Origin of the sequence: Streptomyces sp. NPDC048825 (genome assembly GCF_043198355.1) — a bacterium.
GTDB lineage: Bacteria > Actinomycetota > Actinomycetes > Streptomycetales > Streptomycetaceae > Streptomyces > Streptomyces xiangluensis.
Genome location: NZ_JBICUR010000022.1, coordinates 1 through 21,491, shown reverse-complemented (window position 1 = coordinate 21,491; position 21,491 = coordinate 1). Strand labels below are relative to the sequence as shown.

Annotated in this window: 21 protein-coding genes; 5 read left to right on the top strand and 16 right to left on the bottom strand. The window is 69.7% G+C overall.

Features of this window, described 5'->3' with window-relative positions; genetic code table 11:
* The first annotated feature begins 24 nt into the window (after positions 1–24).
* Entirely contained in the window at positions 25–381 is a 357-nt protein-coding gene (locus tag ACGFNK_RS38435) for a 5-carboxymethyl-2-hydroxymuconate Delta-isomerase (protein WP_393423641.1), read from the top strand.
* Positions 382–391: 10 nt separating this feature from the next.
* Here the strand turns inward: ACGFNK_RS38435 and ACGFNK_RS38430 are convergent, their stop codons facing one another.
* Positions 392–1,087 carry a TetR/AcrR family transcriptional regulator gene (locus tag ACGFNK_RS38430; RefSeq protein ID WP_393423639.1) on the bottom strand — a complete coding sequence of 232 codons (696 nt, stop codon included), beginning with the start codon at positions 1,085–1,087 and terminating at the stop codon, positions 392–394.
* Between the two features lie 253 nt (positions 1,088–1,340).
* Between ACGFNK_RS38430 and ACGFNK_RS38425 the strand changes: the two genes are divergently transcribed.
* A complete protein-coding gene (locus tag ACGFNK_RS38425; RefSeq protein ID WP_393423637.1) occupies positions 1,341–1,784 on the top strand; it encodes a hypothetical protein in 444 nt (147 codons plus the stop codon).
* Positions 1,785–1,876: 92 nt separating this feature from the next.
* Here ACGFNK_RS38425 and ACGFNK_RS38420 read toward each other — a convergent pair whose 3' ends face one another.
* The 7 genes from ACGFNK_RS38420 to ACGFNK_RS38390 all read right to left on the bottom strand — a co-directional run bounded on the left by ACGFNK_RS38420 (position 1,877) and on the right by ACGFNK_RS38390 (position 9,829).
* Positions 1,877–3,424 carry a DUF1996 domain-containing protein gene (locus ACGFNK_RS38420; protein WP_393423635.1) on the bottom strand — a complete coding sequence of 516 codons (1,548 nt, stop codon included), beginning with the start codon at positions 3,422–3,424 and terminating at the stop codon, positions 1,877–1,879.
* Positions 3,425–3,728: 304 nt separating this feature from the next.
* A complete protein-coding gene (locus ACGFNK_RS38415) occupies positions 3,729–4,382 on the bottom strand; it encodes a LuxR C-terminal-related transcriptional regulator (protein ID WP_393423633.1) in 654 nt (217 codons plus the stop codon).
* Entirely contained in the window at positions 4,367–5,665 is a 1,299-nt protein-coding gene (locus ACGFNK_RS38410) for a sensor histidine kinase (RefSeq protein ID WP_393423631.1), read from the bottom strand. Before ACGFNK_RS38410 ends, ACGFNK_RS38415 begins: the two co-directional genes overlap by 16 nt.
* Positions 5,666–5,717: 52 nt before the next feature.
* The gene (locus tag ACGFNK_RS38405) at positions 5,718–6,737 is read right to left on the bottom strand and encodes an NAD-dependent epimerase/dehydratase family protein (RefSeq protein ID WP_393423629.1); all 1,020 of its coding nucleotides are present in this window, start codon (positions 6,735–6,737) and stop codon (positions 5,718–5,720) included.
* A 60-nt stretch (positions 6,738–6,797) separates the two neighbouring features.
* Entirely contained in the window at positions 6,798–7,367 is a 570-nt protein-coding gene (locus tag ACGFNK_RS38400; protein WP_393423627.1) for a winged helix-turn-helix domain-containing protein, read from the bottom strand.
* Positions 7,368–7,688: 321 nt separating this feature from the next.
* The gene (gene glnII / locus ACGFNK_RS38395) at positions 7,689–8,717 is read right to left on the bottom strand and encodes a glutamine synthetase (protein WP_393423625.1); all 1,029 of its coding nucleotides are present in this window, start codon (positions 8,715–8,717) and stop codon (positions 7,689–7,691) included.
* A gap of 476 nt (positions 8,718–9,193) precedes the next feature.
* Positions 9,194–9,829, bottom strand: coding sequence for a hypothetical protein (locus tag ACGFNK_RS38390; protein WP_393423623.1), 636 nt, complete (start codon positions 9,827–9,829; stop codon positions 9,194–9,196).
* A gap of 432 nt (positions 9,830–10,261) precedes the next feature.
* Between ACGFNK_RS38390 and ACGFNK_RS38385 the strand changes: the two genes are divergently transcribed.
* On the top strand, positions 10,262–10,570 hold the full coding sequence (locus ACGFNK_RS38385; protein WP_393423621.1) for a hypothetical protein: 309 nt from the start codon (positions 10,262–10,264) through the stop codon (positions 10,568–10,570).
* Between the two features lie 211 nt (positions 10,571–10,781).
* Here ACGFNK_RS38385 and ACGFNK_RS38380 read toward each other — a convergent pair whose 3' ends face one another.
* The 3 genes from ACGFNK_RS38380 to glnA form a co-directional block, all read right to left on the bottom strand.
* Positions 10,782–11,390, bottom strand: a complete 609-nt coding sequence (locus ACGFNK_RS38380; RefSeq protein WP_393423619.1) for a hypothetical protein — start codon at positions 11,388–11,390, stop codon at positions 10,782–10,784.
* Between the two features lie 5 nt (positions 11,391–11,395).
* On the bottom strand, positions 11,396–12,316 hold the full coding sequence (gene htpX, locus ACGFNK_RS38375; protein WP_393423617.1) for a zinc metalloprotease HtpX: 921 nt from the start codon (positions 12,314–12,316) through the stop codon (positions 11,396–11,398).
* Positions 12,317–12,455: 139 nt separating this feature from the next.
* Positions 12,456–13,865, bottom strand: coding sequence for a type I glutamate--ammonia ligase (gene glnA, locus ACGFNK_RS38370; protein WP_352372980.1), 1,410 nt, complete (start codon positions 13,863–13,865; stop codon positions 12,456–12,458).
* 199 nt (positions 13,866–14,064) lie between these two features.
* Here glnA and ACGFNK_RS38365 point away from each other — a divergent pair, with 199 nt between their 5' ends.
* Positions 14,065–14,532 (top strand): RDD family protein, encoded by a 468-nt coding sequence (locus ACGFNK_RS38365; protein ID WP_386346102.1) that lies wholly within the window; start codon positions 14,065–14,067, stop codon positions 14,530–14,532.
* A 279-nt stretch (positions 14,533–14,811) separates the two neighbouring features.
* Here the strand turns inward: ACGFNK_RS38365 and ACGFNK_RS38360 are convergent, their stop codons facing one another.
* The 4 genes from ACGFNK_RS38360 to lipB form a co-directional block, all read right to left on the bottom strand.
* Positions 14,812–15,513, bottom strand: a complete 702-nt coding sequence (locus ACGFNK_RS38360) for a DUF4191 domain-containing protein (RefSeq protein WP_386346100.1) — start codon at positions 15,511–15,513, stop codon at positions 14,812–14,814.
* A 60-nt stretch (positions 15,514–15,573) separates the two neighbouring features.
* Positions 15,574–15,789 (bottom strand): hypothetical protein, encoded by a 216-nt coding sequence (locus ACGFNK_RS38355; RefSeq protein WP_386346098.1) that lies wholly within the window; start codon positions 15,787–15,789, stop codon positions 15,574–15,576.
* 276 nt (positions 15,790–16,065) lie between these two features.
* Positions 16,066–17,055 carry a lipoyl synthase gene (gene lipA, locus ACGFNK_RS38350; RefSeq protein ID WP_393423613.1) on the bottom strand — a complete coding sequence of 330 codons (990 nt, stop codon included), beginning with the start codon at positions 17,053–17,055 and terminating at the stop codon, positions 16,066–16,068.
* Positions 17,056–17,159: 104 nt separating this feature from the next.
* Complete coding sequence (gene lipB / locus ACGFNK_RS38345) at positions 17,160–17,960, bottom strand: lipoyl(octanoyl) transferase LipB (RefSeq protein WP_393423611.1); 801 nt, start codon at positions 17,958–17,960, stop codon at positions 17,160–17,162.
* Positions 17,961–18,211: 251 nt separating this feature from the next.
* Between lipB and ACGFNK_RS38340 the strand changes: the two genes are divergently transcribed.
* Positions 18,212–19,657 (top strand): regulator, encoded by a 1,446-nt coding sequence (locus ACGFNK_RS38340; RefSeq protein ID WP_393423609.1) that lies wholly within the window; start codon positions 18,212–18,214, stop codon positions 19,655–19,657.
* Positions 19,658–19,724: 67 nt separating this feature from the next.
* On the opposite strand, the gene ACGFNK_RS38335 is transcribed toward ACGFNK_RS38340, so the two are convergent.
* A complete protein-coding gene (locus ACGFNK_RS38335; protein ID WP_393423607.1) occupies positions 19,725–21,146 on the bottom strand; it encodes an NAD(P)/FAD-dependent oxidoreductase in 1,422 nt (473 codons plus the stop codon).
* Positions 21,147–21,491 lie beyond the last annotated feature (345 nt).

The following is a 21,491-nucleotide window of genomic DNA, read 5'->3' as shown; positions in this document are numbered from 1 at the left end:
AAGAGCCGTAGAACAGGAGTGCCCATGCCGCAGATCACCGTCGACTACTCGGTGCCGCTTGGCGACGCCTTCGACCGGAAGGGCTTCGCGCTCGCGCTGCACACGATGGTGGTGGAGACGGCCGCCGCGAAGCTCGAGGCGTGCAAGACGCGGTTCCGGCCGACCGAGGACCTTGTGATCGGCGCGGAGGCGGACGGGCACGCGCTGGTGCATGTCGCGGTCGCGCTTCTGCCCGGCCGTACGGAGGAGACGAAGGCGGCGCTGACCGAGCGGACGCTGGAGCTGCTACGGGCCCATGTGAAGCCCGCCGACGGGATCACGCTGCATGCCTCCGCGGAGGTGCGGGACCTCGACGCCTCGTACACCAAGTTCGAGGCATAAGGCCAGAGACCTACGACGCGAGGGCGATCAGCCGGCCGACGAGGTCCGTGAACGGGCCCTCGGCCGGCTCGTCCTTGAGCATGCGGCGCAGCAACGTGGCCATTTCGTCGTCGTACGCCGCGCTCACCGCCGTCAGCGCCGCGAAGTCGTGGACGAGCTGCGCTTCCAGTTCGGCTCGGGGGATACGGCGGCCGTCCAGCCAGATCAGGGCCGTCGACTCGGCGAGTGAGATCCAGGAGCGGATGACCAGTTCCAGCCGGGCGGGCGGCCGGTTGATGTCCAGATGCGCCAGTATCTGGAGGTATGCGGCCTGCCGTACGCCGTCCACGAGGGCGTTGGTGGCGGAGGAGCCCACCGCCGGGCCGCCCCGCATCAACGCCGAGAATCCGGGCCCGTGCTCGTCGACGAAGTCGAAGTACCGCCGCATCACCCGCAGCAGCCGCGCGCCCAGCGGACCTTCCTGCGGCTCCACGAACCGGGTCGCCAGATCGTCCGCCGCCCGCTTCAACGCCGCCTCGTACAGGCTGAGTTTGCCGGGAAAGTAGTGGTAGACCAGGGGCCGGGAGATACCGGCGGCCGACGCTATCTCGTCGATGGAGACCTCGTCGGGCGAGCGTCGGCTGAACAGTTCGAGCGCGACACCGATCAACTGCTGCCGCCGCTCCTCGACACCCATCCTGCGGCGTACCTGTACCCCGGTTGTCATGCGAACACCTTACCGATCGGATCCGGCCTCCAACGGGACGGTGCCGCAAGGGTGTTCACATGTCCAGCGCCTCACTCCGTGAGTCTGTGGGCGTCTGGTGCATCTCTGTGGGTGATGTCCGGCAGGGCCGGGTGTGTGGTTCCGTAGGGGGCGATTGAGCGCGGGGCCGGTGGGAGCCGTATCGAGTACAGGGCCCTTGCCAGGGCTCTCTGCGGCGTGGAGTACATGTCGCCGGACGTGACCGGAGGAAAAGATGAGGTTGACGCGACACGGGCTGGCCGCGGCCGGAACAGTCGCCGCGCTGCTGGTGCTGACCGGCTGCGGCTCGGACGACGGCGGGGAGAAGGTCCCCGAGACCGCGAGCGGAAGTCTGGAGAAGATAGCCGGCGAGGTGGGCTGCAAGCCGGACATCCAGATCGACGCGGACACGATCCGGCAGGCCCTCTGCAAGAACACCGACGGAGACTTCGACGACAAGTTCGTCCTCGCGACGTTCGCCACCGACCGCGGCCAGCGCGAGTGGATCAACGGGGCCAAGGACTACGGCGGCTACTACCTCCTCGGCCGCAAGTGGATCGCCATCGGCAAGCAGAAGACGGTCACGGCGCTGCGCGGCCAGATCGGCGGGACCCTGGAAGAGGGGTCCGAGCACATGAATCCCGGTGGCAGTCACAACCGTGGCGGTCACTCCGGCTGACCGCGTGGGGCGCGGATGCCGCGCAGGTTCCGGGGCAAGCGAAAGCCGGCGGTGGGAAATCCCACCGCCGGCTTCCTAGTGCTACCGGGTTGCTACTGGCAATCCTGGCCACTGTTGATGCACTCGACCACCTGGTTCATCGTCTCCTCGTCGAAGAAGTTGATGAAGTCGTTGTGGTCGGTGATCGGCTTGTGCAGCTCTGTCGGGAAGCCGTCCACCGCGAACGGGTTCACGACTTGTCCGTTCTCGATCTGCGGGGCCGGAACGTCGTAGACCAGACGGGCCTGGAGCTGGGGGATGGCCTGGAAACCGTTGGCGCAGGTGCCGTCCTCCTGGACGAAGGCCACGTGGTCACGGTGGTTGGCGCTGTCGATGTTCTGGCCGTCCCAGCAGCTCTGGAAGTTGGACGTCCGCACCACGGAGCTGCCCTCGGGGCAGATCGGGTACTTGTCCGTCAACTGCCGGTCCTCGAAGCCGGTGCAGCTCCAGTTCGTGTTGGCGTTGGCGAGGCCGTTGGTGAAGGCCTTGGCGTCACCGGTGATGATGCGCAGAGCCTGCGGCATCGCGACGACATCGCTCGCCTTGTTGCCGACGAACTTCAGCTCCGCCTGGGTGGCTTCCTGGATCGGGCCGATGTTGCCTTCCGCACCGCCACCGAGGTCGTTCGCGTCGAACTCGTCCTCACCGTTCTGCAGGCGCAGCACCGGCCAGTAGTACGACGACTTGTCGCCCTGGTTCTCGCAGCTGGTGTCGGCCTGGAGGAACTGCTCGTCGCTGGTGAAGGCGTTGTTGTCCTGGTTGCCGACGTAGTCGTGCGTGTGCTGCGCACCGTTGTCGACACCCGGAGCGACAATCACGTTGTCCGAGTTGTGGTTGTCGTTCCCGTTGGTGCCGCAGCTGGTGGTGAAGCTGCCCGTCGAACCGGAGTCCCCGTTCGCGGGGAGCCCGTTTCCACCGACGCCCTTCGCGCCGCCGTTCGGTTGGACGGTGGTGATGTCCTGGAAGTCGGCCGCCACCGGGCCGTTGCCCTCCTGGCCGCCGTCGCCCTGGTCCTGGCCGTCGCCCTGGTCCTGACCCTGGTCCTGGCCATCGCCCTGGTCCTGACCCTGGTCCTGGCCCTCGTCCTGGCCGTCGGCCTGGTCCTGACCCTCACCCGCGGCGGTGTCCGGCTGCTCGGCCGGCACACCCTCGCACTGGGCCATCTGCTCGGCTCCCTGCGGAGGCTGACCGCCCGCGTTCCGGATGTTGATGCCGATCCGGTCGATGGTGGCCGTCCGCTTGGACTTCAGCGGGCTGAGGATGGCGTTGTCGACGTAGCCGGAGTCACCGGCCTGGGCCTGGCGCGTGTCCGCGAGACGCTTGTAGGCCTCCGTGACCTGCTGGTCGAGCTTCGCCAGCTCCTGGTCGACACCGGCGCGTGCGCCGTCCGGCACGTCCGTCAACTGCTGGCCGACGTCCGGACATTTGATCGTTGCCACCCCTGCGGCAGTCGTCTGCGCGTTCTGCTGCGAGTTCTCCTCTCCCGCAGAAGCGTAGATGTTGGCCGCCAGCAAGCCGCCGCCACCCAGCGCGAGAGCCGCCGATGCGGCTATCGCCCGGTTGGCGAGCGTGGAGCGGCGTTTTCGGTTTGTGCGTCCCATGGAACTCCTCTGGCTTCCTTGCGGGGCATTGAGGCGCCCGACAGGAGGTGAAGCGGCGCCGTTCAATACGCAAGGGGCTCATGGGGTGTTCAGCGGCATCAGAAATTGGTGAGGGATTGGTGGAGCAATTCCGGCTCAAGGGGCCCAGAACCCCCTGTTTCAACGGCAGTTGAGGGGGAATGCTGACTCTGATTCAGTGAATCTTCGATGCGGGCCAATTCTTATACCGGGTCGCTATGTCGGTCTTGTGTCGGTCCTCTGCAGGCCCTCCGCGAGTCCTCTCCGGCCCTCTGCCGATTCCTTTTCAGCGGCCCCGGTCCAAATAGGCGAGAACAGCCAGAACGCGCCGATTGTCATCGTCCGACACCTCAAGGTCCAGCTTCGCGAAGATGTTGGAGGTGTGCTTCGCGATGGCCCGTTCTGTCACGACCAGCCGCTCCGCGATCGCCGCGTTCGAGCGGCCCTGCGCCATCAGCTCCAGCACCTCCCGCTCGCGCGGCGTCAGCCGCCCCAGCGGCCGGCTCTCCGCCTGACGCCGCGACAGCAGCTGCTGGATCACTTGGGGATCCATCGCGGTGCCGCCCGCGGCGACCCTGCGTACGGCGTCGATGAACTGCTCGGCGTCGAAGACCCGGTCCTTCAGCAGATAGCCGACCCCGCCGGTCCCGTCCGCGAGCAACTCCCGCGCGTACAACTGCTCCACGTGCTGCGACAGCACCAGCACCGGCAGCCCGGGTCTCGCCCGGCGCGCGTGAAGCGCGCACTGCAGGCCCTCGTCCGTGTGCGAAGGCGGCAGCCGAACGTCGACGACGGCGACGTCCGGCTGTAACTCGGCAAGTGCCCGGGTGAGTTCGGGCCCGCTCTCCACCGCCGCCGCGATCTCGAAGTCGTACGCCTCGAGCATCCGTACCAGTCCGTCGCGCAGCAGGAAGAGGTCTTCGGCTAGGACAACTCGCAAGGGATCTCCATGGTCACCATGGTGGGACCGCCCGCGGGGCTGCTGACGGCCAGGACGCCGTCGAATGTACCCAGTCGCCGCTCGACTCCGGAGAGTCCCGAACCCGCCCCGATCACCGCACCGCCCTTGCCGTTGTCGGTGACGGTGATCCGCAGCATCCCGTCGGGTTCGCGGATGTGGTGCACATCGATCCAGATCCGGTCGGCCCCCGCGTGCTTCACCGCATTGGTGAGGACCTCGCTGACGGCGAAGTACGCGGCCGACTCGACCGGAGCGCCCGCGCGTCCCGGCAGGTCCACGTCCACCTCGGTGCCGACGGGCAGCCGCAGCGCCAACGCCCGTACGGCGTCGCCCAGTCCACGCTCGGCGAGTACGGGCGGGTGGATGCCCCGGACGAGGTCGCGCAGCTCGGTGAGCGCGTCGGCGGAGGACTTACGGGCCTGTGCGAGGAGCTGCTTGGCTTTCTCCGGGTCCTTGTCGAGGAGCATCTCGACGGTGCCGAGATCCATACCCATCGCGACCAGCCGGGCCTGGGCGCCGTCGTGCAAGTCCCGCTCGATACGGCGCAGTTCGGCGGCTGAGGTGTCGACGGCGTCACGACGGGTCTCCGTCAGCACCCTGACCCGCTCGGCCAGTTCGCCCTGGCTGGGACTGAGGACTGCCCGGGTGAGCCGGAAGTGGAGCTGGAAGGCGCTCACGGCGTACCGGTGGGCGACGAAGAGGAGGGCGGCACCCAGCGCGCCGGCGCCGAGCGCGGACGTCTGGTCGCTGACCGGCACGAACCCGTACCAGTACGGCCCGTACTCGACGTACGGCCCGCCCGTCATGGTCCGCCACAGCCCGGCCGCCAGCGCGAACCCCTCCAGCGGGTACAGGATGAGCACGGCCGGCAGGAGCGCGGTGACGAATCCCGCCGTCATGTCGACCGGCAGCCACCTCAGATCCCGCCAGGTCGCCGGGTCGCGCAGCAACGCGAACGTACGCGTCCACGGGTTGGCGTCCTGCGGGGCCGGCCGGTACGCCGACGGGATCGTCACCCCGCACCACTGGGCGGCCAGCACCCGCCGCCAGTCCGCGAACGCTCGCACCCCCGTGAGCACCCAGGGCGTGGTGACGAGCCCGATCCCGATCGGTATCAACGCGATGGACACCAGGGAGAGCGTGAAGCAGAGCACGGCCCCCGGCAGCAACACCAGCGCCAGCCCGAGCCCCCGTACCGCCGCGAGTCCGATCCCCCGCACCCTGGTTGAACCGCTGCCGCTCTTCGTCTCGATGGTCGTCATGGCGTCAGTCTGGCCGAGGGAGCGGTGCGCGGCACGGGGGTTGGGCGCCGGATCAGGGGGTGTTGCCAGGTACACCTCCGCCGCTCGCCAGTACCTTCGCCTCCACCTCCGGATCGAGGCCCTTGGCCGTCCGGTCCGGCCGCTGCGGCGCCGTACCGCCGATGTCCTGGAGCCACTTCCAGGTATCGATCACGGTGTCGGCCACGGGCCGGCAGTCCAGTCCCGTCGCCAGCGTCCGTGAGACGTCCGCAGCGTGCAGGGCGTCGTGCAGGTCGCTGCCCGGCGGCACCCACACCGGCAGCTGTACCCACGGCTCGATACCCGCCTCCAGGATCACGTCCGGGTCGGTCCACCGCAGCTCGGCCGGACCGCCGGTGGCGCGCACACAGGCGTCGAGCAGGGTGCCCATGGTGGCGTGCCCCTGCGGTCCGATCAGGTTGTACGGCCCGCTCAACTCCCGCTCCACCGCGCCGAGAATCCACTCGGCGAGGTCACGGACATCGACGTACTGGAGGGGCAGGTCGCGCGGCCCGGGCGCCAGGACGGGCCCGCCGCGGGCGATCCTGCCCAGCCACCACGGCAGCCGCCCGACGTTCTCGTACGGCCCGAGGATCAGCCCGGCCCGCACGAGCAGCGAACCGTCCGCGCCGAAGGCCTCCACGGCGGCCAGCTCGCCACCACGCTTGTCCCGGGCGTAGTCGGTCTGCTCGGCGTCGGCGGAGGCGTCCTCGACCAGGGGCGCGTCCTCGCCGTATCCGGCGGGCGGGGGCCACTCGTACACCGAGCAGCTCGACACGTACACGTACCGCCCGGCGCGGCCCCGCAGCAGCCGCGCCGCGTCCCGTACGGCCCGGGGCGCAGCCGACCAGGTGTCGACGACGGCGTCCCACTCTCCCTCCGCGAGGGCGGCGAGCCCGTCGGGCGCGGTGCGGTCACCGTGCAGTGACCGCACGCCGGTGGGAGGCGCGTGCCGCCCCCGGTGGAAGACGGTCACCTCCCAGCCGCGCCGGAGGCCCACCTCCGCGACGGCCCGTCCCGCGAACTCTGTCCCACCCAGCAGCAGAAGTCTCATACCGGTGACTCTGCCCGGCCGGCCCGCGGGACGGAACGGGAATCTGCCCTCAGCAGAGAGTCAACGCCCCGTCGGCGGCGCGTACTTGTACCCCACCCGGCGCACGGTCCGGATCACCTGCCGGTGCTCGGCGCCCAGCTTGCGGCGCAGGCGGGCGATGTGGACGTCGACGGTGCGGCCGTCGCCCACATGCCCGTACCCCCACACCGTGGTGACCAACTGGTCGCGGGTATAGACCCGGTAGGGGTTGGTGACGAGATGGGCGAGCAGCTCGAACTCCAGGTATGTGAGGTCGAGCGAGCGCCCGTCCACCTCGGCGGTGCGCTGCGCGGTGTCGACTCGCACGAGCGGGTCGTCGGCGGCCCCGGCACCCGTCTCCGACCGCTCGGGCACCGCCACCGGCGGGAACGGCGGCTGCTGGTCGGCCGGGACGAGCACCAGATACCCGACCATCGGCGGTCGCCCCGGGAGGGTGGGCAGGGTGTGCGGGGGCGCGGGCAGCAGGGTGGCTCCCGGCGGCAGGAAGTCCGCCACGTCCACCACCTCGTCCCGGTCGACGGCACGCAGCCGGTGCCGGGCGGGGGAGTTCAGGGGGGCGGCGGAGGGGGAGAGGGAATGAGTGTTCGCCATGAGAGGTCAGCTCTTTTCGCGCGAGAGGTTCGTCGGGGGACGTACGTCGTTGCGCGCCGGCCGAAGGCCGAGGGGTGTACGGCTTCGGGGTGTACGGCTTTAGAGGGCCGGCGCGTTCGTCGCGCGACAACACACCCGGTCGAAGACGTGGTGCTGACGGGAGGGCCAGAAGGGCTCGAGGTCATGGCGACCTGTCGCGGGGTGCTTCCGGGGGCTGGCCATGGGCCCATTGAAGCAGACGAAGCGGACAACGGTGAGGGGGCGTCCACCGTTTGTGATGGACGCCCCCTCACGGAGCCGTACGGAGCTGCGTTGTACGGGTCAGACCTGGCCGGCCTTGTCCAGGGCCGTGCAGCAGGTGTCGACGATCAGGCGCGTCACGACGTACGGGTCGACGTTCGCGTTCGGGCGGCGGTCCTCGATGTAGCCCTTGCCGTCCTTCTCGACCTGCCACGGGATACGGACCGAGGCGCCACGGTTGGAGACGCCGTAGCTGTACTCGTTCCAGGGGGCCGTCTCGTGCAGACCGGTCAGGCGGTCGTCGATGCCGGCGCCGTAGTTCTTGACGTGGTCGAGCGGCTTCGAGCCCTCGCCCAGCGACTCGCACGCGGTGATGATCGCGTCGTAGCCCTCGCGCATGGCCTTCGTGGAGAAGTTGGTGTGCGCGCCCGCGCCGTTCCAGTCGCCCTTCACCGGCTTCGGGTCCAGCGTCGCGGAGACGTCGAAGTCCTCGGCGGTGCGGTACAGCAGCCAGCGCGCCAGCCACAGCTGGTCGGCGACCTCCAGCGGGGAGAGCGGGCCGACCTGGAACTCCCACTGGCCGGGCATGACCTCGGCGTTGATGCCGGAGATGCCCAGGCCCGCCTTCAGGCAGTTGTCCAGGTGCGCCTCGACGACGTCACGGCCGAAGATCTCGTCCGAGCCGACACCGCAGTAGTAGCCACCCTGCGCGGCCGGGAAGCCGCCCTCGGGGAAGCCGAGCGGGCGCGAGCCCTTGAAGAAGGTGTACTCCTGCTCGATGCCGAAGATCGGTTCCTGAGCGGCGAACTTCTCCGCGACCTCGGTGAGCGCGGCACGGGTGTTGGACTCGTGCGGCGTCATGTCGATGTTGAGGACCTCGCACATGACGAGCACGTCGTCGCCGCCGCGGATCGGGTCCGGGAAGGTGGCGACCGGCTTCAGCACGCGGTCGGAGGCGTGGCCCTCGGCCTGGTTCGTGGAAGACCCGTCGAAGCCCCAGATCGGCAGCGCTTCGCCCTTGGCGTCATCGGCCAGGATCTTCGTCTTGGAACGCAGCTTGGCCGTCGGCTCGGTGCCGTCGATCCAGATGTACTCAGCCTTGAAGGTCACGGGCCACATCCTTCGGGGTGGGTCTTGTTGCGCTCGGTCGTCACGGGCGCGCGGCGCTGCGGCACTGGGGCGCCGCGGGGATGCCCGCAGCCTGTCAACAGGGGATTTCCCGATCATTGCTCGGCTGTGAAGCCCGTGTTACCTGGTGCTTGTGGAGTGGGCGCCCGCCTTGAGAGCGGGTGGGCTCCGTCGTATACGAGGCGGGCCTACGGGGGTGGGGGTTCGGGTTCGTCGGCGGGTGGGTTCGTTGTGGCTTGCTGGGTGACTGGAGGCGCAGGCTTTTGCTGCGGACCGCGTGACGCGCCCCCGCTCCTCCTCCTGCCGGGCGGCGCAGGAGGAGCCGGGGAGCGTCACGCGGTCCGGGCACGAAGACGAGCGTATTGCCCGACATCTCGCATCACGCGCTGGCTCAGGCCGCCGAACTGAGCCGCCGCCTCATCGGTTTCCTCGGCGGCCGACTCCGCGGTGGCCGAGCCTCACCCCACCTTCTCGATCAGCGCCCTACGGATCAGGAACTTGCCGGGCTCGCGGACCTGCTCGAAGGCTGCGTTGTTGAGGAGGGCGCAGCTGCCGGAGGTCGATGTGACCTCCACTGTCGTGGACTTGTTGTTGTCCAGGTTCGTGACCTTCAGTTGCGTACCGGGTGGGAACTGGTTGCTGGACGCGGCCGGGGCGCCTGCCTCGCCGGAGAGTGTCACGGTCGAACCTGCGCAGACCTGCTCACCTCCGGCGACCCCCGTCGCGTCGCCGGAGGTGTCTGCGGGAGCCGATGCCGACTGCTCGGGCGGGGTGTTCTGAGCCGACTCCCCAGGCGTGCAGCCGGATGCTTCCTGCTTGCGCTCGATCTCCGCGATGACCGCTTCCCGGTTGGCGATCCGGGCCTCGGACTGTGCATCCGGGTTGGCGCGTTGCCCCTCGATGAACTTCTCGTTGTTCCCGAGCGCGGTGGCCAGCCCCTGGCAGACCGCCGAGGACGGCGCCTGGCCGGTCGGCGCGGCGTTCGAGGTGGCCGCCAGAGCGAAGGCCCCGCCTCCGGCGACCGCCGCGGCGCTCACCAACAACGCGAGCTTCTTCTTGGGGCCGATCGTTCTCCTGCGCGACGTACGCGGCATGGTGCGCCTCCTGTCTCCGGCCGCCCTGGCGGCGACCTGGTCGTGAGCGGGGGAGTACGCCGCTATGTACGAGATACCGAACGGAGTTACTCGACGGTTAACACGAGTCAATCAAGTGGCTTAGATCACAAAGGAAGTTGAGTAATTCTTCTCCTGGGCGGGCGCGGTCCGGGCAAGGGGCGCCGCCTGGGTGCCGCCTCCGTGCACGTGTGGTGGCGGCGCCGCCGCCCTCCCCGCCGAGGCCTCTGTTCGAATTTTACGGCGCCTCATGCGCACCTTGCGGACCTGGGGTGACAGTATGCCAATTCCCATGCTCACCTGGGCTTTTGGCGGACTCTGCGGACTGTCTCGATGTCAGTGGTGGGCAGTAAACTGTTAGTAGTGTTCGAGGGCGCCGACAGACGGCTCCCTGACCGCGACAGGAGGATGCCCGTGCCCGCTGCCGCACTCCGCCCGCTGCCCGTCCAGTCCACAGCCAAGAGGCCGGTTCCGCTGGACCTGCCGTACGAGCCCGTCGAGAAGCGGCCGCTCCCTCCGGGGCCTCCGCGCGACTGGTACATCACGCACAACCGGCGCCTCAAGGCGATGCGGCTCGCCATCGCGTTGCTGGACTCCGGTGTCTACATGCCCAACCAGGCCCGTAACGAGAGGATTCGCAGCACGGCCGAACTCATCGGCGTCCACCCGCCGTCGGACACGACGTGCCACATGGTGCGAGCGCTGATGCGTTACGCCCGCTGAGGTCCCCGGGTTTCTTCTCCAGCGCCGGCCGCCCTGGGGGTGGCCGGCGCGTGATGCTTTGGCCGGGGGCTTTTCCCCGAGCAGCCCACCCCTACCGGCGGCCCCGCGGGCTCCCCGGCTCGCGCCGACGAAAGCTACCGCCTTTACCGCCGGCGCCGTGACCGCCGCGAGCCCCTGGGCGTCCCGGCAGCGGAAGGGCCTCCAGGGGCACTCAGCCGACCAGTCCGGGCGCATCCCAGAGCGGGAACCAGCGCGCCTTGTCCTGCTCGATCCGTAGGTCGTTCCCCAGTGCCGCGGCGACTTGCAGCTCCAGCGCGTTGTCGCGTTTCTGCCGGCCAGGCCGCGTACACAGCGGATAAAACGTGCCGCGCTTGTAGAGATAGACGAGCCCGAGCGTCCGTCGCTCGGGCTCGTCCCAGGAGTCGGCGGAGCCGACGAAGCCGACGACGGAGCACAGCAACTGCGGCCCGAACCCGCTGCCTTCCAGAGCGGTGTTCACCGCGTGCAGATCACTCACGAGCGCGGGCAGATCCCTGGGCTCCCGGCGCGAGACCAGCCACGTGTACCCGTACGAGTCCCGGCTCACCTCCACCGGCGGCCCCGTCCGCTCGGCATCCGCGTCCAACAACGCCCGCACTTCCCGTCGTACGTCGTCGAAGGCCGCCCCTTCGACCGTCGCGAAGCACACCGAGCCGTGCCCGGTCGGCGTGAACCCTGCCGCCGCCTCCAGGGTGACCGCGGCCGACGGCAGCGCGAAGAGCTGGTCGAGGTCGGGGGCCACCGGCTTGCTGCGGCCCAGCAGGATGTCCAGGAGCCCCATACTCGTCAGCCTGCCTTTCCGGAGGTCGGCGACTCGCCCAACTCGCCGGAGATCCGGCCCAGTTGATCGAGCCGTTCCTCCAGACTCGGGTGGGTCGAGAAGAGCCGCTGGATGCCCGGGGTCCTGCCGAGCGCGGGCGTGAAGTAGAACGCGTTGAAGGCCTGCGCGGTCCGTAGATCCCGGGTGGGGATCCTGGCGATGTCGCCGGTGAGCTTGGTCAGCGCGGAGGCGAGTGCCGAGGGGCGGCCGGTGAGCATGGCTCCGGCGCGGTCGGCGGCCAGTTCCCGGTACCGGCACAGCGCCCGGATGAGCAGGAAGCTGAGCGCGTAGACGGCCGCGGACACCCCCATCACCGTCATGAACACGACGGCCGTGTTCTGGTCCCTCCGTCCCCCGCCGAACAACTGCGAGTAGAACGCGAACCGCACGATCAGCCCCGCGAGCACCCCGAGGAAGGAGGCCACGGTGATCACCGCGACATCGCGGTGCGCCACATGCGACAGCTCGTGCGCGAGCACACCCTCCAGCTCGGCGGGCTCAAGCCGCCGCAGCAGCCCGGTCGTCACGCACACGACGGCGTGATCGGCGTTGCGCCCGGTGGCGAAGGCGTTCGGCAGCTCCATGTCGGACACGGCGACGGCGGGCTTCTGCATGTCCGCGGTGGCGCACAGCCGGTCGATCACCCCGTGCAGCTGCGGATACTCCTCACGCTCCACGATCCGCCCGCGCATCGCGAACAGCGCGATCCGGTCCGAGAACCAGTACTGCGCACCGAGCAGTGCCGCCGCGATCACGACGACCAGCACCCACGACTTCAGCAGCACGATCAGGGCGGCGACGAACGCCACGTACAGCAGCCCGAGCAGGAACAGCGTGACCCCCATCCGCGTGTTCAACCGCCGGTCGGGCTGGAATCGGCTCCGCATCACGATCACCCCACACATCGGGCACTCGTCCCGATTCCAGTGTGCATCGGGCCTCTGTCAAGGCAGAGAACGACGGAACCCCGCCACCAGCCCACGAGGGGCGGTGACGGGGCTCTGAAGCCAGAGGCCTACGCGTCGATCACACGTCGAAGTAGAGCTCGAACTCGTGCGGGTGCGGACGCAGCTGGAGCGGAGCGATCTCGTTCGTGCGCTTGTAGTCGATCCACGTCTCGATCAGGTCGGACGTGAAGACGTCGCCCTGAAGGAGGAACTCGTGGTCGGCCTCGAGGGAGTCGAGGACGGCCGGGAGCGAGGTCGGGACCTGCGCGACGTTCGCGTGCTCCTCGGGAGCCAGCTCGTAGAGGTCCTTGTCGATCGGCTCGGCCGGCTCCACCTTGTTCTTGATGCCGTCCAGGCCGGCCAGCATCAGGGCCGCGAAGGTGAGGTACGGGTTGCCGGAGGAGTCCGGCGCCCGGAACTCGACGCGCTTGGCCTTCGGGTTCGAGCCCGTGATCGGGATACGCATGGCCGCGGAGCGGTTGCGCTGCGAGTAGACCAGGTTGATCGGGGCCTCGAAGCCGGGGACCAGGCGGTGGTACGAGTTCACCGTCGGGTTGGTGAAGGCCAGCAGCGACGGGGCGTGCTTGAGGATGCCGCCGATGTAGTAGCGGGCGGTGTCCGACAGGCCCGCGTAACCGGCCTCGTCGTAGAACAGCGGGTCGCCGTTCGCCCACAGCGACTGGTGGACGTGCATGCCCGAGCCGTTGTCGCCGAAGATCGGCTTCGGCATGAAGGTGGCCGTCTTGCCGTTGCGCCAGGCGACGTTCTTCACGATGTACTTGAAGAGCTGGAGGTCGTCGGCCGCGGCGAGCAGCGTGTTGAACTTGTAGTTGATCTCGGCCTGGCCGGCGGTGCCCACCTCGTGGTGCTGACGCTCGACCTGGAGGCCGGACTTGTTGAGCTCCAGGGAGATCTCGGCACGCAGGTCGGCGAAGTGGTCGACCGGCGGGGTCGGGAAGTAACCGCCCTTGTAGCGGACCTTGTAGCCGCGGTTGTCCTCCAGCGCACCGGTGTTCCAGGCGCCCGCCTCGGAGTCGATGTGGTAGAAGGACTCGTTCGACGTGGTGGCGAAGCGCACGCTGTCGAAGACGTAGAACTCGGCCTCGGGGCCGAAGTACGCGGTGTCGGCGATACCGGTCGAGGCGAGGTACGCCTCCGCCTTCTTGGCCACGTTGCGCGGGTCACGGGAGTACTGCTCGCCCGTGATCGGGTCGTGGATGAAGAAGTTGATGTTGACCGTCTTGTCACGGCGGAAAGGGTCCACGCGCGCGGTCGACAGGTCGGCCCGAAGCGCCATGTCCGACTCGTGGATGGCCTGGAAGCCGCGGATCGAGGAGCCGTCGAAGGCAAGTTCCTCGCTCGGGTCGAAGGCCTCTGCCGGCACCGTGAAGTGCTGCATCACGCCAGGCAGGTCGCAGAAGCGGACGTCGATGAACTTGACGTCCTCGTCCGCGATGAACTTCTTGGCCTCGTCGGCGTTCTGGAACATCCAGCTCCTCCTACTCCCGACCGTCCGTGCCGGGGTGGTAGTTCGTTCGTGCGGCCAGTGCGGTGGCACACGCTGAGACCCGACAATAGGGACGGGTGGTTTCTCAAGCGTGACCCATTTGTTTCGCCCAAGTTAACCGACCCCGGCCCGGCTGACCCCACCCGTCCGCATATCAAAACCGGCGCAGTACCGTGGACGCGTGGACAACAGGCAAGCAATCGGATCGTGGCTGTCCGGACCGCGCGCGGCCGCGGAGGAAGCCGGTGCCGACTTCGGATACCGGGGCGAGCAGCTCGGCCTGCCGGAGTCGGGCCCAGGCTCGATCGCCCGCCCCGGACGACGCCTCGGCGCCCTCGCGGTCGACTGGGGGCTGTGCCTCCTGATCGCATACGGGCTGCTCACCGACGGCTACAACCAGGCGACGGGCAACTGGGCACTGTTGATCTTCTTCGTCATGAGCGTCCTGACCGTCGGCACGATCGGCTTCACCCCCGGCAAGCGCCTGTTCGGCCTGCGAGTCCTCACCCTGGAAACCGGCACGGTCAACCCCCTGCGCGCCCTCCTGCGCACAGCCCTGCTGTGCGTAGCCATCCCCGCCCTGATCTGGGACCGCGACGGCAGGGGCCTGCACGACCGCTTGGCCCGCACGGTCGAGGTACGGATCTGAGAACGCGCCGGTGAGTGGGCGGGCCCTTCGGGAGCGCCCCTCTCAGGGGTGCGGTCCTCGCAGGGGTGCGGCTTAGGGTGCGGCCCTCTCAGGGGCGCGGGGAGCCGCAGTCTTTTAGGGGCGCGGGGCTGTGACATATGCGGCTCCGCCGCGGGGCGCGAGCAACCACGACGGACCCGCAGTCGCCAAACCGCAGAACCACCCCCGACAAACGCCTAAGGGCGCCGGAACCCACAGGTTCCGGCGCCCTTAGGCGTACTGCCAAGCCCAGCGGCAGCGTCACCGCATCTTCGGGCCGCCGCGCGGCATCCGCATCCCCTTGGGCATCGGACCCTTCGGCAAGGGCATGTTGCTCATCAGGTCACCCAGAGCGCGCAGCCGGTCATTCGTCGCGGTGACCTGAGGCCCGCTCAGGACACGCGGCAGCTTCAGCATCGTGGTGCGGAGCTTCTTGAGCTCGACCTGGCCCTCGCCGGTCCCGACGAGGATGTCGTGCACGGGTACGTCCGCGACGATGCGCGCCATCCGCTTCTTCTCGGCGGCCAGCAGGCCCTTCACCCGGTTCGGGTTGCCCTCGGCGACCAGCACGATGCCGGCCTTGCCGACGGCCCGGTGCACCACGTCCTGCTGGCGGTTCATCGCCACCGCCGGGGTCGTCGTCCAGCCACGCTTCATGTTGTCCAGCACCGCGGCCGCCGCTCCCGGCTGTCCCTCCATCTGTCCGAAGGCGGCACGCTCGGCCCGCCGTCCGAAGACGATCGCCATCGTGAGGAAGGCGAGGAGGAAGCCGAGAATGCCGAGATAGACCGGGTGACCGATCAGGAAACCGATCGCGAGGAAGACACCGAGGGTGCCGATTCCGACTGCCGCGAGCACAAGACCGATCTTGGAGTCGGCCTTGCGGGTCATCTTGTAGGTCAGAGCGATCTGCTTGAGTCGCCCGGGGTTCGCAGCGTCCGCTGCGTTGTCCTTCCTCGCCATGCCGTGAAGTCTACGTGGCGCGGGAAGCGCCGACGACGGCGGTGCCGCGTCGGCAGGCGGTCACGGGCGAGGGGCGAACGACGCTTCCAGGACGGACTGGTCCAGGACGCGCTGCGCCTCGACCCTGTCCTTGGCCCGGCGGCGGTCCTCCAGGACAGAGGTCCATGCGTTGCGGCGCGCGGTGCGCTGTCCGCTGCTCATGAGGATCGACTCGACGGCACGGAGTGCATCGGTGAATGACGGAATCGCTGTGGCGCGTACGGGCGCGGCCTGCATGGTGGAGGTCCCCCCTCGGATGACGGCTCTGGGATGAGTCTGTACGTGGCGTGAGAACAGAGTCACTGATTGGTGTTACCAGGGCGTGACCGGGCGGTCAAACGCCAATGAAGGCTTGATGCGAGGCCCGAAAACGCCGACGCGGCCCTGACGGGGCTCCCATCTGCGGGAACGGTCAGAACCGCGTCGTATCGGACACTACTCACGAGTAATGTCTTGTGTGCAGATTCACACGCTTGGGTGGCACTGCGTGCCACCAAGTAGCCGTACGAGATCTCAGACGGCCTGCGAGGCGACGTACGCGCCGCCCCGCTGCGGAGCAGCTGATTGACGCAGCTCGATGGCCATCTGGTACAGGCGTCCGGCGCGGTACGAGGAGCGCACCAGAGGTCCGGACATCACGCCCGAGAAGCCGATCTGGTCGGCCTCCTCCTTCAGCTCCACGAACTCCTGCGGCTTGACCCAGCGCTCCACGGGGTGGTGGCGCACGGTCGGGCGCAGGTACTGCGTGATGGTGACCAGCTCGCAGCCGGCGTCGTGCAGCTGCTTGAGCGCCTCGCTGATCTCCTCGCGGGTCTCACCCATGCCGAGGATCAGGTTCGACTTGGTGACCAGACCGTAGTCGCGGGCCTCGGTGATGACCTTCAGGGAGCGCTCGTAGCGGAAGCCGGGGCGGATGCGCTTGAAGATGCGCGGGACCGTCTCGACGTTGTGCGCGAAGACCTCCGGGCGGGAGGAGAAGACCTCGGCGAGCTGGGCCGGCTCGGCGTTGAAGTCGGGGGCGAGGAGTTCGACCTTGGTGGGGCCTGCCTCGCGGTTCGCGGTCTGGGCGTGGATCTGGCGGACCGTCTCGGCGTACAGCCAGGCGCCGCCGTCCTCCAGGTCGTCGCGGGCGACGCCGGTGATCGTGGCGTAGTTGAGGTCCATCGTGACCACGGACTCGCCCACGCGCCGCGGCTCGTCGCGGTCCAGTGCTTCCGGCTTGCCGGTGTCGATCTGGCAGAAGTCGCAGCGCCTGGTGCACTGGTCGCCGCCGATGAGGAAGGTGGCCTCGCGGTCCTCCCAGCACTCATAGATGTTGGGGCAGCCCGCCTCCTGGCAGACCGTGTGCAGGCCCTCGCTTTTCACGAGGTTCTGCATCTTGGTGTACTCGGGGCCCATTTTCGCCCGGGTCTTGATCCACTCGGGCTTGCGCTCGATGGGGGTCTGGCTGTTGCGGACCTCCAGGCGCAGCATCTTGCGTCCGTCGGGGGTGACTGCGGACACGTCCGGCTCCCTGTGCTTCGATTCTTAGGCGTTCACCAGAGTACGCCTGCCTCCGGCGGTGGAACGGGGCGCCTACGGGCTGGGGTATTGGGGTTCGTTGGCGGCTACATGCCGGAGGCATCCGCGGCCACCCGCGGGCGCAGATCCGCGTTCTCCAGCACCCCCCGCAAGTGCTTCTCCGCCACTGGCAGCACCTCCGCGATCGTCACCTCGCGACCCAGCTCATGGGTCAGCGATGTGACGCCCGCGTCACGGATGCCGCAGGGGATGATCTTGTCGAAGTTGGAAGTGTCCGGGTTCACGTTCAGGGCGAAGCCGTGCATCGTGACGCCCTTGGCCACGCGGATGCCCACCGCGCAGATCTTGCGGTCCTCACGGCGCTGACCGGCGTTCGAGGGGGCGTACTCGGGACCGTTGAGGCGCGGGTCGAACTCGTCGTCCGTGAGGCGCGGGTCCAAGTCCAGGGAGAGTCCGCCGAGGGAGGGACGCTGTTCCACCGGGTCGCCGAGTATCCACACGCCCGCGCGGCCCTCGACCCGCGAGGTCTCGAGGCCGAAGTCGGCGCACACGCGGATCATCGCGTCCTCGAGGCGGCGCAGATGGGCGACGACGTCGACGGGTCGCGGCAGCTTCTGGATCGGGTAGCCGACGAGCTGGCCGGGGCCATGCCAGGTGATCTTGCCGCCGCGGTCCACGTCCACGACCGGGGTGCCGTCGAGAGGGCGCTCCTCGGGGGCGGTGCGCCGGCCCGCCGTGTAGACCGGCGGATGCTCCAGGAGCAGACAGGTGTCGGGGATCTCGTCCTGGAAGCGGGCGGCGTGCACACGGCGCTGCTCGTCCCAGGCCTGCTGGTACTCGACGGAGTCCGCTCCGAAACCCATCCGGACGAACCGCAACTCACCCACGGCAAACGCCTCCCTGGAAGACCCGTAAGGCGCGTATGCGCCCCACGCCACTGTACGTCCGGCCACGTTCCAGCCATGTCCGGCCCTGTCCCGCCGGCGCCGCTCCGGGCCGGAGGCAACCCATGGCCAATCCTCACACGATCGGATGAATGCGTATCGAAGCCTGCGACCGCGCGCTTACAGACCGCTACATTCACGCCGTTCACGAGGCCATTCCCCCGAGGCCTGGAAGGCAGGAGTTCGCACCGCAGATGACGGAACGACCCGCGCAGCGCACCCCCAACCGTCAGCTCGCCGCACTGATCGCAGAAGCGGGGTTTTCCAACGCGGGACTAGCCCGTCGCGTGGACCAGCTCGGTCTCGAGCACGGGCTTGATCTGAGATACGACAAGACGTCGGTGACCCGCTGGCTACGCGGCCAGCAGCCGCGCGGCACGACACCCGCACTGATCGCCGAGGTGTTCACACGCCGGCTCGGGCGCCGGCTCACGGCGCAGGACCTGGGCCTCGATGCCTGCGCCCCCGTGTACGCGGGGCTCGAGTTCGCGGCCACGCCCGAGGAGGCCGTCGACATCGTCAGCGGACTGTGGCGCAAGGACTCCGGGAGCCACGCGGAACTGCGCAAGATCGCGTTCACCCCGGCGGGGCTCGTCGTGCCGAGCCGGGACTGGCTGATCGGGCGGCCCGACGACCGGGTGGCCCGCACCGGGGACCCCACGGTCGTACGGGTGCCCGCGCAGGGCCGCCCGGGCGCCCTGCCCCGGCAGCGTGCGCAGACCGAGCGCGAGCACGGGCAGCGGGTGACCGCGGGCGACATCGCGGCGCTGCGGAAGGTCGGGGAGCTGTTCCGGGCGCTGGACCACGCCTACGGCGGCGGCCACGCCCGGCAGGCCCTCGTGCGCTACCTGGAGCACGAGGCGGAGCCGATGCTGCGCGGCATGTACGGGGAGCAGACGGGGCGCCAGCTGTTCGCCGCCGCGGCCGATCTCACCCGGCTCGCCGGCTGGACCTCGTACGACATCGCCGCGCACGGACTCGCCCAGCGGTACTTCGTGCAGGCGCTGCGGCTTGCGCAGGCGGCGGGGGACCGGGCGTACGGGTCGTACGTCCTTGTGACGATGAGTCGGCAGGCCGTGTATCTGGGCCACGGCCGGGAGGCCGTGCAGCTGGCGCGGGTCGCCCAGCAGGGCGTGGGCTCGTCCGGGCCGCCCGTCGTGCAGGCGCTGCTGCACGCGGCCGAGGCGCGCGGGCACGGGGTGCTCGGCGAGGTACGGGCCTGCACGGCGTCCCTCGTACGCGCCGAGCGGGCGATGGAGGCGGCACGGCCCACCGACGACGTCCCGTACTGGGCGCGCTTCTTCGACGAAGCGCAGCTCGCGGACGAGTTCGGGCACTGTCACCGGGACCTCCAGCAGTACCGGGCCGCCGCCCAGCACGCCGAACGGTCCCTTCAGCTGCGGGCTCCCAGCTATGCCCGCAGCCGACTCTTCTGCCGGGTCGTCCTCGCCACCGCCCGCCTCGGCCTCGGCGAACTCGATCAGGCCTGCCAGCTGGGCGCGGAGGCGGCGGCCGAGGCGGCCGAGATGCGCTCGGTGCGGGCGGTGGAGTACGTACGGGACTTCGAGCGGCGGCTGGAGCCGTACCGGGACGCGGGGCCCGTGCGGGGCTATCGCGACAAGGTCGCGGCTTTGCGCTAGGCAGCGCAGCGGCATGGGGTGGAGGCCCCGCCCCGCGACGGGACCTCCAACCCCGGCTCTCGCTCGCCTATGCGGCGGTCGAGGCCGTTAACGGGGCCACCGCTGACGAGTTGACGCCGAGGTCCGTCAGCAGGGCCGTTGCCGCGCGGTGGCCCGAGTGCAGGGCGCCCTGGACCGTGCTGGTGTCCCGGTGGTCGCCGCAGACGTACAGGCCGTCGAGGAGGCGGACTGGGCGGCGCAGGTCGTGCGGGGGAGGCATCGCGGGAACGGCGTCCGGGGTGTGGTGGACGGTGAGGAGTTCCCAGCGGTGCGTGGACGTGCCGTAGAGGTCGGCAAGGTGGGCTCGTACGACCCGGTCGGCGTCCGGAGGCGGTGCGCCGAGGATCGTGGACGAGACCAGGGCGCGGCCCGCGGGGGCGCGGGACGGGTCGACCTCGCTGAGCACCGCGGTATGGGCCACCGGGCCGCGACGGTCCGCGTCGAGGAGCAGCCCCGCTCCGGCCGGGGGCACCTCGTCGGGCGTGTGGTGCACCACCGTCACCGGGTGGAACGGCGGCACCCGCAGGCCGGGCAGCAACTCGGCGGCGGCGCTGGCGCCGGTCGCCACCAGGACAGCCCGGCAACGGAGTTCGCCGTGTTCCGCGGTGCGTACGGACGTCGTGGACACGGACGTGACGTGCACGCCGGTGCGGACCGTGCCGGGCGGGAGGGCGCCGGCGAGCAGCTCCGGCAGGGTGTCGGCGCCGCCCTCCGGAACGCACAGCCGGCCGGAGGCGAAGGCGCGCAGCGCGAGGTCCGCGCACCGGCTGGACGTCGTCAGGTCCGGGTCGCAGAGCAGCGCGGCCAGCAACGGCCGCAGGAAGCCCTCGACGGTACGAGCGGGCATGCCGCGCGCCGCCAGCGCGTGACCGGCCGGCCGGTCCGGTCGCGCCAGCAGGCGCTCCACCGGGGCGGCGGCGATCCGGCCGAGCGCGGCGCCGAGCCGTGCCTGGTCGACGGCACCGCCGAGCGGTGGGAACGACCGCGGCAAGGGATGGGCGGCGGCCGGTGGCGCCGCCCGGGCCGCGGCTCCGTCGGGCGACGGCTCTGCCCGCCGGGCGGCGCGTGGCCTCCGGGGGGCGGCCACAAAGGCGCGTGCCGCGCCGAGTGCGCCCCTTGCGCCCCCGGCGCTCGCCGCGCTCCCGGGTTCGCCCGCCCGGTGCGTACGTCCGTCGGCGTGGACGAGGACGCCCGGTGCGAACGGGCGCAGGGTCAGGGCGTCGAGACCCGGAGTGAGGCGTAATTCCGGGTACGCGGTGGACAACAGCCGGCCGATCCGGTCGAGCCGGAAACCGTCGACCTTCTCGGTCGACATACGGCCGCCGACGTAAGGGGCGGCCTCCACGACTACGGTCCTTACTCCTGCGCTGGTCAGCCGGTGGGCAGCCGAGAGTCCCGCGACCCCGGCCCCCACGATGACGACGTCCGCCTGATAAGCGGGCTCAAGCACGTGCCCCTCCTCGAGGTCGCGCGGCTCCTGGGGACGTCATGCCCCCGACACGCTTCCGGAATTCCGGAGTTTCGGGAAGAGGTTAGGACGCGGGGTGCTCCGCGTTGAGCCGCGCATGGGCAGGGCATGGGCGCACGGGGGCGCTCCGCTGGGTTCGCGCGGTTGGGTTCGTTTTCGGGTGCGGGTTCGTTGTGGCTGGTCGCGCAGTTCCCCGCGCCCCTGGTGGTCTGTGGGTCGGGGCCGTGGGCCGGTGCGTCAGCCCGTCGCAGGGTGGGCATACGGCCCTTCGTCTGACACAGGGCGCAGGTGACCTGAGACAGAACCTACGCGACGGGCATACGACGC

Excerpts from the sequence above, each read along its gene's own strand:
- ACGFNK_RS38435 (WP_393423641.1), top strand. The coding sequence starts at position 25 with ATGCCGCAGATCACCGTCGACTACTCGGTGCCGCTTGGCGACGCCTTC.
- ACGFNK_RS38430 (WP_393423639.1), bottom strand. The coding sequence starts at position 1,087 with ATGACAACCGGGGTACAGGTACGCCGCAGGATGGGTGTCGAGGAGCGG.
- ACGFNK_RS38425 (WP_393423637.1), top strand. The coding sequence starts at position 1,341 with ATGAGGTTGACGCGACACGGGCTGGCCGCGGCCGGAACAGTCGCCGCG.
- ACGFNK_RS38420 (WP_393423635.1), bottom strand. The coding sequence starts at position 3,424 with ATGGGACGCACAAACCGAAAACGCCGCTCCACGCTCGCCAACCGGGCG.
- ACGFNK_RS38410 (WP_393423631.1), bottom strand. The coding sequence starts at position 5,665 with ATGACGACCATCGAGACGAAGAGCGGCAGCGGTTCAACCAGGGTGCGG.
- ACGFNK_RS38405 (WP_393423629.1), bottom strand. The coding sequence starts at position 6,737 with ATGAGACTTCTGCTGCTGGGTGGGACAGAGTTCGCGGGACGGGCCGTC.
- ACGFNK_RS38400 (WP_393423627.1), bottom strand. The coding sequence starts at position 7,367 with ATGGCGAACACTCATTCCCTCTCCCCCTCCGCCGCCCCCCTGAACTCC.
- ACGFNK_RS38390 (WP_393423623.1), bottom strand. The coding sequence starts at position 9,829 with ATGCCGCGTACGTCGCGCAGGAGAACGATCGGCCCCAAGAAGAAGCTC.
- ACGFNK_RS38380 (WP_393423619.1), bottom strand. The coding sequence starts at position 11,390 with ATGGGGCTCCTGGACATCCTGCTGGGCCGCAGCAAGCCGGTGGCCCCC.
- htpX (WP_393423617.1), bottom strand. The coding sequence starts at position 12,316 with ATGCGGAGCCGATTCCAGCCCGACCGGCGGTTGAACACGCGGATGGGG.
- glnA (WP_352372980.1), bottom strand. The coding sequence starts at position 13,865 with ATGTTCCAGAACGCCGACGAGGCCAAGAAGTTCATCGCGGACGAGGAC.
- ACGFNK_RS38360 (WP_386346100.1), bottom strand. The coding sequence starts at position 15,513 with ATGGCGAGGAAGGACAACGCAGCGGACGCTGCGAACCCCGGGCGACTC.
- ACGFNK_RS38355 (WP_386346098.1), bottom strand. The coding sequence starts at position 15,789 with ATGCAGGCCGCGCCCGTACGCGCCACAGCGATTCCGTCATTCACCGAT.
- ACGFNK_RS38340 (WP_393423609.1), top strand. The coding sequence starts at position 18,212 with ATGACGGAACGACCCGCGCAGCGCACCCCCAACCGTCAGCTCGCCGCA.